At 71.4% G+C, this 12157-nt stretch carries 12 protein-coding genes; 5 read left to right on the top strand and 7 right to left on the bottom strand.

Annotation, left to right across the window (positions count from 1 at the left end):
* Nucleotides 1–11: 11 nt before the first annotated feature.
* The 7 genes from EIL87_RS27120 to EIL87_RS19960 all read right to left on the bottom strand — a co-directional run bounded on the left by EIL87_RS27120 (nucleotide 12) and on the right by EIL87_RS19960 (nucleotide 7126).
* Nucleotides 12–1154 carry a M20 family metallopeptidase gene (locus tag EIL87_RS27120; RefSeq protein WP_233576400.1) on the bottom strand — a complete coding sequence of 381 codons (1143 nt, stop codon included), beginning with the start codon at nucleotides 1152–1154 and terminating at the stop codon, nucleotides 12–14.
* Nucleotides 1151–2170 carry a ketopantoate reductase family protein gene (locus EIL87_RS27125; protein WP_199740523.1) on the bottom strand — a complete coding sequence of 340 codons (1020 nt, stop codon included), beginning with the start codon at nucleotides 2168–2170 and terminating at the stop codon, nucleotides 1151–1153. The genes EIL87_RS27120 and EIL87_RS27125 overlap by 4 nt, the downstream gene beginning before the upstream one ends.
* Nucleotides 2167–2916 carry an SDR family NAD(P)-dependent oxidoreductase gene (locus tag EIL87_RS19940; RefSeq protein WP_125092104.1) on the bottom strand — a complete coding sequence of 250 codons (750 nt, stop codon included), beginning with the start codon at nucleotides 2914–2916 and terminating at the stop codon, nucleotides 2167–2169. The genes EIL87_RS27125 and EIL87_RS19940 overlap by 4 nt, the downstream gene beginning before the upstream one ends.
* A complete protein-coding gene (locus EIL87_RS19945) occupies nucleotides 2913–4205 on the bottom strand; it encodes an MFS transporter (RefSeq protein WP_125092105.1) in 1293 nt (430 codons plus the stop codon). The genes EIL87_RS19940 and EIL87_RS19945 overlap by 4 nt, the downstream gene beginning before the upstream one ends.
* Nucleotides 4202–5128, bottom strand: a complete 927-nt coding sequence (locus EIL87_RS19950) for a polysaccharide deacetylase family protein (protein WP_125092106.1) — start codon at nucleotides 5126–5128, stop codon at nucleotides 4202–4204. Before EIL87_RS19950 ends, EIL87_RS19945 begins: the two co-directional genes overlap by 4 nt.
* Complete coding sequence (locus EIL87_RS19955; protein ID WP_125092107.1) at nucleotides 5125–6150, bottom strand: Lrp/AsnC family transcriptional regulator; 1026 nt, start codon at nucleotides 6148–6150, stop codon at nucleotides 5125–5127. The genes EIL87_RS19950 and EIL87_RS19955 overlap by 4 nt, the downstream gene beginning before the upstream one ends.
* 160 nt (nucleotides 6151–6310) lie before the next feature.
* Nucleotides 6311–7126, bottom strand: a complete 816-nt coding sequence (locus EIL87_RS19960; protein ID WP_125092108.1) for an oxygenase MpaB family protein — start codon at nucleotides 7124–7126, stop codon at nucleotides 6311–6313.
* A 232-nt stretch (nucleotides 7127–7358) separates the two neighbouring features.
* Here EIL87_RS19960 and EIL87_RS19965 point away from each other — a divergent pair, with 232 nt between their 5' ends.
* The 5 genes from EIL87_RS19965 (at nucleotide 7359) to EIL87_RS19980 (ending at nucleotide 11953) form a co-directional block, all read left to right on the top strand.
* Complete coding sequence (locus EIL87_RS19965; protein ID WP_125092109.1) at nucleotides 7359–9170, top strand: AMP-dependent synthetase/ligase; 1812 nt, start codon at nucleotides 7359–7361, stop codon at nucleotides 9168–9170.
* Between the two features lie 117 nt (nucleotides 9171–9287).
* Nucleotides 9288–9905 (top strand): TetR/AcrR family transcriptional regulator, encoded by a 618-nt coding sequence (locus EIL87_RS19970; protein WP_199740524.1) that lies wholly within the window; start codon nucleotides 9288–9290, stop codon nucleotides 9903–9905.
* Nucleotides 9906–9969: 64 nt separating this feature from the next.
* Nucleotides 9970–10416, top strand: a complete 447-nt coding sequence (locus EIL87_RS27755; protein ID WP_267898867.1) for an MlaE family ABC transporter permease — start codon at nucleotides 9970–9972, stop codon at nucleotides 10414–10416.
* Nucleotides 10413–11408 (top strand): ABC transporter permease, encoded by a 996-nt coding sequence (locus tag EIL87_RS19975; RefSeq protein WP_267898868.1) that lies wholly within the window; start codon nucleotides 10413–10415, stop codon nucleotides 11406–11408. The genes EIL87_RS27755 and EIL87_RS19975 overlap by 4 nt, the downstream gene beginning before the upstream one ends.
* Entirely contained in the window at nucleotides 11408–11953 is a 546-nt protein-coding gene (locus tag EIL87_RS19980) for a hypothetical protein (RefSeq protein ID WP_125092110.1), read from the top strand. The genes EIL87_RS19975 and EIL87_RS19980 overlap by 1 nt, the downstream gene beginning before the upstream one ends.
* The last annotated feature ends 204 nt before the right edge of the window (nucleotides 11954–12157 follow it).

Here is a 12157-nt window from a genome sequence, read left to right on the forward strand (position 1 = left end):
ACGCGCGCCGGTCAGGCGAAGCGGGCGAGAACGGCGGCGGTGAGGGCGGAGCGTTCGAGCATCCCGGTGGTGGTGGCGTGTTCGCTGCGCGCGTGGGCGCCTGCACCGACCGCGCCGAGTCCGTCGAGGACGGGGATCCCGGCCGCCTGAACGAAGTTGCCATCGCTGGCGCCGCCCACGGCGGTCTCGCGCAGGTCGAGGTCGAGCGGGAGGGCGCACTCGCGTGCCAGTTCGTACAGTTCCGCGACGCACGGCGTGCGCTCGAAGACCGGCCGGTTCCAGTCTCCGGTGACGGTGATCTGCGTGTCGGGGTTGACCGGCCGGAGGTCGTGCAGGGCCGCGTCGATGCGCTCGGCTTCGGCGCTGGTGGCGACCCGGACGTCGAGGTCCGCGACCGCGCTGCCGGCCGTGACGTTGGCGCGCGTGCCCCCGCTGACGACGCCGACGTTCACCGAGGTCCCGGCGTCGAGGTCGGTGAGCGCCTGGCAGCGCAGCACCTGGTGGGCCAGTTCCACCACGGCGCTCGCACCTGCTGTGGGGTCGAGGCCCGCGTGCGCTTCTTCGCCGGTGATCGTCACCGTGAACAGCCCGACGCCCTTGCGCGCCGTCTTCACGGCACCGTCCGCGCTGGCCTCGAAGACGAGCGCTGCGCGGCACTTCTGCGCCTCGGTGACGATGGCGTCCGAGGAGCCGAGGCTTCCGGTCTCCTCATCACCGTTGAGCAGCAACGTGATCGGCGGCCGGGCCACCCCCAGGGCGTCCAGGGCACGCAGCGCCCAGACCGCTTGCACCAGACCGGCTTTCATGTCGAACACGCCGGGGCCGCTCATGCGGTCCCCGTCGACCTGGAAGGGCCATCCGGCCAGCGTGCCGGTCGACCAGACGGTGTCGTAGTGCGCCAACAGCAACAGCGGTTCCGCGCCGCTGCCCGGGTACCGCCGGATCACGACGTTCCCGGCGTCCTCGCGCTCGAGCCTGGTGTGCTCGGCGGGTTCCCCGAGGCGGGCGTCGAGCCAGCCGCACACCCACCGCAGGCACTCGTCGAGCGCGGCGAGGTCGTCGCTGGAGCTCTCGTGGTTCACGTACTCCGCGAGGTCGGCGACCATCTCCTCGCGGTGCCGGGACAGCCACTCGTGGGCGGCGCGGGCGCTCACACCAGGCTCCCGGCGATGCGGTCGAGCTCGTCGAGCCGCGTCTCGGACATCGAGGCGGGGTCGGCTTCGAGCTCGCGCAGCCCCGTCATCACCGCCCTGAGCACCGGCGTGGCGATGCCGTGGCGTTCGGCTTCGGTGAGGACGGTGGCGTAGTGCGTGGTCACCTCGACCTCGCGGCGGCGGACGGCCAGGTCGCGCCAGATCCCGCTGCGGTTCTTCGGCTGCGTCCGCAGCCAGGTGGTGAGTTCCTCGACCGCGCGGGAGCGCTCCAGCTGGTCGGCGTCCCGCGCGAACGCGTCGGGCTGGAAGGCGTCGAAGGCTTCCAGCCGGACGCCGAGCGCGTGCGCGACGTCGAAGACCTCCTGGGCCACCGCGTGCATCGCCGGACGGTGCCGGTCGATGAGGTCGGCCATCGCCTCGTCGGCGAGCGCGGTCGCGGCGAGCATCGCCCCGAACCCCGCCTTGGCCCACAGGAATCCCTCGACGTTGTCGCTGGTCTGCGCCGGGCCCCACGCCTGCAGGTCGGCGACGAGCGTGCGCACCCGCTCGGAGACCGGCCGTCCACCGGGTTCCCCGATCACCAGCGCGCCGGGGCCGCCGTCGGCGATGACGCCGGGTTCGGTGCGGTCGGCGAAGATGTTGACGAACGCGGCGACGGTGCGTTCCCACCCGAGGTGGTCGGCCAGCACCGGTTCGTTGAAGCCGTTCTGCACCGACACCACCCAGCCGTCGGCGGACAGCCGCGGCGCGAGCCAGCGCGCGGCCGACTCGGTGGCCTGGGCCTTGACGGCCAGCAGCACGCGGTCGAGCGGACCGGTGACGTCCTCCGGGGCCGCGGCCGTCACCGGCAGCGCCGTGCGGTCACCGGCCCGGTCGAGGACCAGGCCGTGGCGGTTGATCCCGGCCACGTGGTCGACGTCGGCGTCGATCACGGTGACCGCGTGCCCGGCGCGTGCCAGGTGGTGGGCGAGGGTGCCACCGATCGCTCCCCCACCGACGACGGCGTACGAACTCATGCTCCCCGTCCTTCCCGGACAGCGTTGGGCCACAGCCGTGGCAGGTGAAACGCGCCGGCGCTGGAACCGCCGTCGACGCGGAGGACTTCGCCGGTGATCCAGGAGGCGTTCTCGCTGGCCAGCCAGCGCACGGCGCGCGCGATGTCGGCCGGCGCGCCGGGTCTGCCGAGCGGGTTGACCGACACCGCTGCGGCGTAGTCGTCGGCGACCGGGTTGCAGTCGCTGTCCACCGCCACGAAGCCCGGGCTGACCGCGTTGACGCGGATGCCTCGTTCGCCGAGTTCCAGCGCCGCTGCGCGGGTCGCCATCTCCAGGGCCGCCTTGGAGCTCGCGTAGGGCCCGCCGCCGGGGCGTGCGCGCAGGGCGGCTCCGGAGGAGATGTTGATGATCGCGCCGGACCGGCCCTGGCGCGCGAAGGCGGCGGTGGTCAGCGCGGGGGCGCGCACGTTGAGGTCGAAGACCCGGTCCCAGATCTCGGCGTCGACGTCGGCCATGTCCACCGAGGGGTAGATCCCGGCGGCGTTGACCAGCACGTCCAGCGGACCCGCCTGTTGCACGACCGAGGTGCACGCCGCCGCGGAAGTCAGGTCGGCGACGACCCGCTCGCCCTCGACGGGCGTCTCGGCCAGTTTCGCGCCGTCGACGTCGACGAGCGTGAGGGCGACCTCCTCGTTGTCGGCGAACTCCGCGGCGATGGCGCGGCCGAGGCCGCTGGCCGCGCCGGTCACCAGCACGTGCCGGCTCACGCGAACTCCTCGTCCTTGGTCTCGGGCATCGTCAGGTACACGGCCAGCGAGATCAGCGCCGATCCGGAGACGTAGAGCCACAGCAGGTCGCTGTGCCCGATGTCGTTGAGCCAGGTCGTGATGTAGGGCGCGGTGCCGCCGAAGAGGGCCACGGCCAGCGCGTAGGGCAGGGCGATGCCGGTCGCGCGCACCTCGGGCGGGAACTGCTCGGCCATGATCACCGCGCAGTTCGCGGAGTAGCCGAGGACCAGCACCATCCCGGTCAGCTGCACCAGGAACAGGCTCCAGAAGTTGCCGCTGAGCAGGTTCAGCAGGGGCCACGCCAGCAGCACGAACCCGCCCGCGAAGACGCCCAGCGTCGTCTTGCGGCCCACGCGGTCGGAGAGGATCCCGACGAACGGCAGCGCGATCACGAACACGACCAGGCACAGCGTTTGCGACAGCAGCGCCTGCGACAGCGGGATGCCGGTGGTCAGGTTGGCGTAGGTGGGCAGGTAGTTGACCCAGATGTAGTAGGTCAGCGTGCCGGCGATGGTGATGCCCGCGACGCGCAGCGCGGCGCCGGGGTGCTCGACGAGCATCGCCCGGAGCGGGTTGGTCTTGGTCTGGCCGCCGACCCGGGCGTGGGTGAACGACTCGGTGTCCTCCACCGACACCCGCAGCCACAGGCCCACGAGGCCGAGCAGGCCGCCGAGGACGAACGCGAGTCGCCAGCCCCACGAGTGCAGGGCGGCGTCGGAGAGCGCCGAAGTGGTGATCGTGCCGAGCAACGAGGCGATCAGCACGCCTCCGCCGACCGAGACCTGCTGCCACGACCCGGCGAACGCCCGCCTGCCCGCGGCGGCGGATTCGACGAGGAAGGCCGAGGAGGATCCGAACTCGCCGCCAGCGGAGAAGCCTTGCACCAGCCGCGCCACCAGCAGCAACACGGGTGCCAGGAGACCGATCATCCCGTAGGTCGGGGTCAGCGCGATGGCGAACGACGCACCGGCCATGAGCCCGACGGTCAGCGTGAGCCCCTTCTTGCGCCCGTGGCGGTCGGCGTAGCCGCCGAGCACGGCGGCGCCGATCGGGCGCATCACGAAGCCCACGGCGAAGACCGCCAGCGTGGACAGCAGTGCCGCGGTGTCATCGCCCGGCGGGAAGAACTCCTGCGAGATGATCTTGGCGAAGATCGAGTAGAGCGCCCAGTCCACCCACTCGACGGTGTTGCCGATCGTGCCCGCCACGATCGCCTTGCGCTGCTTCGGGGTCAGCTTCCCGCTGCTGATCGCCACGTGCGTGGTCATGAGGACGCTCCTGCGGTGTCGAGCCGGGTCGCCTCGGCGCGCGCGGCGACGGCGAGGTCGGCGTGGGTGGCGAACCACACGTCGCGGTGCGCCCGGATGTGGGCGAGCAGTTCCCGGAGGACGACCAGCCGCGAGCGGTGGCCGATGACGTGCGGGTGCAGGGTCAGCTGGAAGACCCCGCCGTCGCGGTAGGCGGCGTCGAACTCGTCGATCCAGATCTCCAGCACGTCGCGCGGCCGCGTGTAGGGCCGCACCGAGCCGTAGCGGTCCATGGTGAAGTACGGGGCGTCGTCGCGGATCCAGTCGACGGGGATCTCCACCAGACCGGTGGGCGTGCCCTCGGCGACGATCTCGTAGGGCTCGTCGTCGGCCATCAGCGAGGAGTCGTAGTCGAAGCCCAGCTGCCGGATCGTGTCCAACGTGGAGTCCGAGAAGTCCCAGGAGGGCGTGCGGATCCCGGTCGGCACGGACCCGGTGATCTCGGCGAGGGTGTCGCGCGCCCAGGAGATCAGGGTGCGCTCGTCCTGCTCGGCGAGCAGCGTGTTCCGCTCGTGGATCCATCCGTGCACGCCGATCTCGTGCGGCTCGCTCGCGTACTCCTTCGCCTCCTCGGGGTGCAGCAGGGCGGAGACGGCGGGCATGAAGAACGTCGCGGGAACGTGGTGCTCGGCGAGCAGGTCGAGCACCCGGCCGGCCCCGACGCGCGCGCCGTACTCGCCCTGCGCGAGCCGCCCGGGGCTGGTCTCACCGTCGCGCAGCGGGATCGTCTCGTGGTCCGGGTCGAAGGAGATCGCGACCGCGGCTCGTGCGCCGCCCGGCCACCGCGAGGGCACGAGACGCCGGCCGGCGCGGACCGACTCGACGTGCTCGCGCCAGGTCGCCTCCGGCCACTGCCACGGCTGCGGGGGTTCGGCTGCCGTCATGTGCCCTCCGTGCGGTTCCAGCTGAAGCGGTCCACCCGGGTCCACGCGCGCTTGAGCGTGGCCAGGTGCAAGGTGACGTCCGAGGCGGTGAGCCCGGGCAGCGTGCCGATGACCTCGGTGGTGTGGCCGAAGAGGTCGGCCTTGGCGGGCAGCACCATCTGGCCGACGAGGTTGAACCGGCCGGTCGCGGCGGCCAGGAACTTGGTCCCGGGGTGCGCGGCCAGGCGGCGACCGGCTTCGTCGAGGTGGCCGGGGTGGATGGACAGCCACAGCATGAACTCGACGCCGTAACCGAGCAGTGCCGGCTCGACGAGGGTGCGGAACTGCAGGCCGCCGCGCGAGACCATGCGGTCCACCGCGCGGGCGACGCTGGACTCGCTGACGCCGAGCTTGCGGGCGATCGCGCTCACCGGCAGCCTGCCGTCGACCGCGAGCTCTTCGGCCACGGCGGTTTCGAGCTCACCCGGCGCCTTCGGCGGCGCGCCCCAGTCGGGCCGGTCGTAGGGCGGCGCGTGCGAGGGCCGCAGCTCGGCCGCGGCTTCGGGCGGGAGCAGCCCGGTGTCCCAGCCCGGCGCGGAGGCGAAGGTGCGGATCACCGCCACGCTCTCGGTGCCGGTGATCAGCTCGGCGCCGGGCAGGTCGGTGAACAGCAGCCGCAGCAGCTCGTCGTTGTCGTGCGCGACGAAGTCGACGATGAGGTCGGCGGTGCCGGTGACCACCGCGAGGAACCGCGCTTCCGGGCGGGCCGCCAGCTGCTCGGCGAGCTCCCAGCCCCTGCCCGGGGTCGCCTGGATCCGCACCAGCATCGACGATCCCGCGGCGGTCCGGTCCAGGTCGATGACTCCGACGACGTGCACCAGCCCGCGCTCGTGCAGCGCGGTGAAGCGCCGTTGCACGGTGGTTTCGCTGACCTCCGCCCAGCGGGAGACCACGCTCCACGGCGCGCGCCCGTTGAGCTGGAGCGCCGCGATGATGCGGCGGTCCACCTCGTCCACGGCGTCCACGCCCGGCCCCGCTGTCATGGCGCAGGACGCTAACCAGCAGAACAGATCGGGTCAACGCTGGAATCCTGCAAAACAGACGGCCCATGTGGTGGTTCCGACCGCCAGCTTCCGCTCGGAGCGGGAATTCACCACGGTACTCAGGGCTCGGGTGGCGTGCCGGATCCCGTCACGAAAATCGTCAAACCAACCGCGCACCGGTGCGCATCCGGCGGCGCAGGTCCCAGAGGAAGTAGTTGAAGGGGAAGCGCCGGAGCGGCGGCGGGAGGCGCAGCGCCACCGCGCCGACGGCCCGGGTGAGCCGGTCGAAGCGGCGCTGGTCCCGGTAGGTCCAGGACAGCCCCATCTGCTCCCGGAAGGTCAGGGGCAGGAAACCGGTGGTGATGAACTTGTTGAGCGGGGCGAAGGGCACGCGCAGGGCTGCGGGCAGGAAGCGCAGTTCGGCGATGTCGAGCAGGTGCCTGCGCACGGGTTCGTCGATGCGGACCTCGGCGAGGTTCTTCTCCCAGTACTCGTCGAACTCCGCTCGGGTCGAGGGCCACATCTCGGGTGTGACCTGCAAGGTCGTGCCGAGCGGCGCGGAGGCGGCGTAGATGGCCTCGCGCCGGTCGGCCGGGAGGGGACGGCCCGACATCGCCACGAACGAGTCCTCGTAGCCCTTGTACAAGCACGCCGCCACCCACAGCTGCAGCTCCGGGTCGAAAGCGTTGTACTTCACCGGGCTCGACTCTCCGGAGCGGACCTGGGCGTGCGACCGGTTCACCGCTCGCCGGTAGGCGCGCTTCTCCTCGTCGGTGCCCAGCGTCGCCACCGAGAGGTAGGTGAAGGTCGTGCGGCTGCGCTTGTAGGGGCGCTTGAGCAGGTTTCCGCTGTCCACTGTGCTCTCCAGGACGCCGTGACCGACGCCCGGGCGCCCCAGTTGCATGATGACGTTCGCCGCGCCGGCCATCAAGCCAGCGCCGACGATGACGTCTCCGAACTCCTCCGCCGGTGTCATGGCGCCTCCCTGTCGCAACCGAGCGCTGTCCTGACCCCAGACAAGATCTTGCCTCTTGTTGACTTCTTGTCAACAGATGTTCTTCGGGGCATTTTGATGTATACACCGCTGTTCGGTCGTCTCCGCTGACTTCGCGAACAATCGGGCGACGTCTGTTGACATACGGGCAACAGCCGTTCAGCGTGTTTCGACGCAGTAGGTGCGCCATGGTTCGCAACGGAGGGAACAGGCCGTGACCACAGCCGAGCAGGTACGCCAGGCCGTCGAGGGACTGACCATCCCCGGACTGCTGCGCCGCAACGCGCAGGAGTTCCCCGACCACCCCGCCCTCACCAGCGGGATCGGCGCGAACGCCACCACGTGGACCTGGTCCCGGCTGCGCACCGAGGTCGCCGCGTTGACCACCGGCCTCAGCGCGCTGGGCCTGAAGCGGGGCGACCGGATGCTCATCGCGATGTCCAGGCGGCCGGAGCACTGGGTCGCCGACCTGGCCGCGATCCACATCGGCGCGCTGCCCTGCACCACCTACGACACGCTGAGCACCGAGCAGATCCGCTTCGTCGCCCAGCACAGCAAGGCCACCGTCCTGGTCCTGGAAGGCGAGCAGCAGCTGCAGAAGTGGCGCCCGGTGCTCGGCGAACTGCCCCACCTGCGGGCCGTGGTGACGGTGGAACCGGACGTGCGGCCGGACCCGAGCTTCGTCGCCTACTCCGACTTGCGCGGCGAAACCGACCACGTGGACGCGGGTTTCGAGAAGCTCGTGGACCAGGCCGAACCGGACTCACCGCTCACCGTCGTCTACACCTCGGGCACCACGGGCGACCCCAAAGGCGTGGTGCTCACCCACCGCAACGTCATCCACGAGTCGCTGATGCAGGACCACCTGGTCAGCGTCCCCGAGCACCCGCGCTCGGTGGCCTACCTGCCGCTGGCCCACATCGCCGAGCGCGTGCTGGGCATCTACATGCCCACCTGCAACGCCGGTCACGTCACCCTCTGCGAGGACCAGGCGCAGCTGCTGCCGACGCTGGCCGCGGTGCGCCCGAACGGCTTCTTCGGCGTTCCCCGGGTGTGGGAGAAGCTCGCCACCGGACTGCAGGCCAAGCTCACCACGCTGCCCACCGAGCAGGCCGAGTCCATCGAGAAGGCGCGCGAGGTCGCGTTGGAGGTGTTCCGGCTGCGCTCGGCCGGTGAGGACGTGCCGGCCGACCTGGCCCGCCGGTACCAGCAGGTCGACGACGTGGCGCTGCGCCCGATCCGCTGGGCCGTCGGGCTCGACGACTGCCGGCGCGCGTTCAGCGGGGCCGCCCCCATCCCGACCGCGGTGCTGGAATTCCTCGCCAGCTTGGGACTTCCGGTCTACGAGGTGTGGGGCCTGAGCGAGACGACCGGCGCCGCAACGGTGAGCACCCCCGAGGTGTTCGCGCTCGGCTCGGTCGGGCAGCCGGGGCCGGGGGTGGAGGTCCGCGTCGCCGAGGACGGGGAGCTGGTGACGCGCGGTCCGGTGGTCTTCGCCGGGTACCTGCAGGAGGACGGCACGATCAGCCCGGCCACCGACGCCGACGGATGGCTGCCCACCGGTGACATCGGCACGGTCGACGACCGCGGGATCGTGCGGATCACCGACCGGAAAAAGGAGATCATCATCACCGCGGGCGGCAAGAACATCGCACCGACCAAGATCGAGTCGTTGTTGCGGGCGCACCCGCTGGTGGGCCAGGCGGTCGCGATCGGCGACGAACGCCGGTACGTGACCGCCCTGCTGGTGCTCGACGAGGAAGCCGCACCGGCGTGGGCCAAGTCGCACGGCATCGACACCACCGACCTCGACGAGCTCGCCGCGCACCCGGAGGTCCACGCCGCCCTCGAGGAGTCCGTGGCGCAGGCCAACGGGCATCTGGCCCGGGTGGAGCAGGTCAAGACCTTCCGGGTGCTGGCCGGCCCGTGGACCGCCGAGTCCGGAGAGCTGACACCGAAGCTGAGTCTGCGGCGCAAGGTCGTCGCCGAGCGCTACGCGGCCATCATCGAGGGGATGTACGCGTGAGGTATTGGCACTCCGCCAACACCGCCCGCACCGAGCGCTACCAGCACTGCTGGCCGTGTCAACATGACGGGTGCGGTATCTTGTTGACGTCAAGACGGCCACAGATGAGGAGTCGGCATGAACGCCCAGCGCCCGGTCCAGCGGCGACGGATGGAGCCCGACGCGCGGCGCGCCGAGATCCTGGCGGTCGCCCGCAGGCTGTTCGGCGAGGGCAGCTTCTCCACCGTGTCCACATCGGACATCGCGGCGGAAGCCGGTGTGGCGAGGGCGTTGATCAACCACTACTTCGGCAGCAAGCGCGAACTCTACTTGGAGGTCGTGCGGCAGATGCTGGTCATCCCGCCCTCGGTCTCCGAGCGGCTGCCCCCGACGACGGTCGAGGAACGGCTGTCGATCTGCGTGGACCGCTGGCTCGACGTCGTGGAGCGCAACCGGGACATGTGGTTGTCGGCGATCGGGTCGGAATCCATCGGCGACGACGAGGTCGAGCGGATCATGCTGGAAGCCGACGAGATCGCCACCGACCGGGTCCTGGAAGCGGCGATGATGAGCGACGTGACGGTCGGCCGGGAGAAGCTGCGGGGCATGGTCCGCGCGCACAGCGCGATGCTCAAGGCCGCCTCCCGCGAGTGGCTGGTGCGCGGCAGCCTCAGCCGCAGCGACCTGCACGTGATGCTCACCCGCACTGCGCTGCACCTGGTGAACACCGTCTTCCCCGCCGTGCGCGACGACTGACCCGGCACCGGCTCCCCGCCACTGCCTTCCCCGACCGGCTGCGGGCGGATCGAGGGAGCAGCGGATGAGCCGATCCCCCGGTCCCGTCGTCGACGCCCTGCTGCAAGCCGGACTGCTGCTGGACTTCGGTGCCCGGACGCTCGCGGCGACCACTCGCGTGCTGGCCCGGGCGCGGCTGGCCTGGCGGGAGTGCTTGCACCAGGTGCACTTCCTGGCCGCGGTGACCACGCTGCCCGCGCTGCTGGTGACCATCCCGCTGGGCGTGGTGGTCGCGCTCAACGTCGGGTCGCTGGCCAGCCAGATCGGCGCGGAGGGCTACGGCGGAGCCGTGGTGGCCTTCGTGGTGGTCGGCCAGGCCGCTCCCCTGGTCTGCGCGCTGATGATCGCCGGCATCGGCGGCTCGGCGATGTGCGCCGACCTGGGGGCGCGCACCATCCGCGAGGAGATCGACGCGCTCGAGGTGATGGGCGTGCACGCGGTCGAGCGGCTGGTCTGGTGGTGCCCCGGGTGATCGCGGCCGTGGTATCCACGGTGCTGCTGGCCTGCATCGTGATGCTGGTCGGCATCGGCACCACCTACCTCTTCCAGGTCCTGGTCCTGGGCGCCTCGCCGGGGATGTTCCTGCAGACGCTGGTGCAGTACTCGCGGGTGCCCGACTTCGTGATGGCGCTGGTCAAAGCCGCGGCGTTCGCCGTGCTCACCGCGCTGGTGGCGTGCTTCAAAGGGCTGACCGCCAAGGGCGGACCCGGTGGTGTGGCCAACGCGGTGAACGAGGCCGTGGTGATCTGCTTCGTGTGCGTGTTCATCGCCAACACCGAGCTGACCCGGATCCTGGACAACAGCGCCGAACTGCTGCGCACGAGCCGCGAGAGCGTGCCGCAGCTGCGGCGAGCGCTGGACAACGGGCGGACCTTCGTCGGTCCGAACGGCGAGCAGGGCGACCGGCTGCGCGTGCTCGCGGCGAACCTGCGGTCGCTGACCGACCAGGCGCGCGCCGACGAACCGCAGGTCAGATCACTGCTGGCCACCGCACCCGAGACCACGCGGCAGGTCGCGCGGCTGATGGCCGACAACGAGCCGTCGGTGGCCGCGCTGCTCGGCAACCTCGTCACCACCGGCCAGATCGTCAGCGTCCGCGGACCCGCGATGCAGCACGCCCTGGTGACGCTCCCCGGCACGTTCGGCGGCCTGGGGCGCATCGTGCACGGCGACACCGCCGACTTCGACCTGGTCCTCAGCCAGGGCCCGGCGTGCGTCACGGCCGTCGAGCGGCGCTCGCCGACCGACACCGAAGCCCGCGAGCCCTCGCTGGACCAGCACTGCCCCGGCGACGAGCAGCGGAGGGGCCAGCGGGGCGCGGCCAACGCACCACGCCCGATGGGCACCTACGACACCGCCACCGGTGACACCGGCGCCGGCTTCAGCCTCGGCAGCTCCGGCGGGCAGCGCGACGTGCTCGGCTCCCGTTCCTGGTACTCGATCCCGTTGCAAGGAGTCCGATGATGACCGACACCGAGTCCACCACCGGCGCCGGACCCGACAGCCCGGGACTGCTGCGGCGCGGCGCGACGTCCCTGCGGCGTCCCCGGGTCCTCGTCGTCGCGGTGGTCGCCGTGGTGCTGCTGGGCGCGTTGACCTCCACCGGCCTGCGGCTGCGCGAGCACGTCGCGGACGAGTCGGCCCGCGCGTCCGCGCTGGAGGCCGCCACGCGCTACGCGACGGACCTGTCGACCTACGACCACCGCCACCTGGACGCCCACTTCGCGGCGGTCACGGCCCACGCGCACGGCCAGTTCGCCCAGCAGTACAAGCAGGTCAGCGCGAGCCTCACGGAGCTGATCCGGCAGAACGAGGCCCTCTCGCAGGGCACGGTCCTCACCTCGGCCGCGGTCGAGGCCGATCAGGACCGCGCGGTCATCGCGCTGTTCGTCGACCAGGAGGTCACCAACAAGAACACCCCGCAACCGCGCCTCGACCGGAACCGGATGCGGATGACCCTGGTCCGCCAGGACGACCGCTGGCTCATCGACGGGATCGAACTCCTCTGACGCGAGGATTCCCAGGCCGGGGGTCCCACTGGCGCCTCTCCGGGGTGGAAGCGCCTCGCGGCGGTCGAGATCCTCACCGGGGAGCGGTGTTTCCGGTTGGTTGGTCCCGCTTCCTCGGCGCGGAAGAGGAGTCGCACGTGGAACCCGTGCTGGAGGCGGGCTTCCACGCGTCCTGCGCGACGTTGCCGGGTAGCACCGCGCCTG

Source organism: Saccharopolyspora rhizosphaerae (genome assembly GCF_003931915.1).
GTDB classification, from domain to species: Bacteria; Actinomycetota; Actinomycetes; order Mycobacteriales; family Pseudonocardiaceae; genus Saccharopolyspora; species Saccharopolyspora rhizosphaerae.

What these genes read in the sequence shown, in the direction of transcription:
- EIL87_RS19955 (WP_125092107.1), bottom strand. Translation starts at nt 6,150, where the DNA reads ATGACAGCGGGGCCGGGCGTGGACGCCGTGGACGAGGTGGACCGCCGC.
- EIL87_RS19980 (WP_125092110.1), top strand. Translation starts at nt 11,408, where the DNA reads ATGACCGACACCGAGTCCACCACCGGCGCCGGACCCGACAGCCCGGGA.
- EIL87_RS19945 (WP_125092105.1), bottom strand. Translation starts at nt 4,205, where the DNA reads ATGACCACGCACGTGGCGATCAGCAGCGGGAAGCTGACCCCGAAGCAG.
- EIL87_RS19960 (WP_125092108.1), bottom strand. Translation starts at nt 7,126, where the DNA reads ATGACACCGGCGGAGGAGTTCGGAGACGTCATCGTCGGCGCTGGCTTG.
- EIL87_RS19950 (WP_125092106.1), bottom strand. Translation starts at nt 5,128, where the DNA reads ATGACGGCAGCCGAACCCCCGCAGCCGTGGCAGTGGCCGGAGGCGACC.
- EIL87_RS27755 (WP_267898867.1), top strand. Translation starts at nt 9,970, where the DNA reads ATGAGCCGATCCCCCGGTCCCGTCGTCGACGCCCTGCTGCAAGCCGGA.
- EIL87_RS19970 (WP_199740524.1), top strand. Translation starts at nt 9,288, where the DNA reads ATGAACGCCCAGCGCCCGGTCCAGCGGCGACGGATGGAGCCCGACGCG.
- EIL87_RS27125 (WP_199740523.1), bottom strand. Translation starts at nt 2,170, where the DNA reads ATGAGTTCGTACGCCGTCGTCGGTGGGGGAGCGATCGGTGGCACCCTC.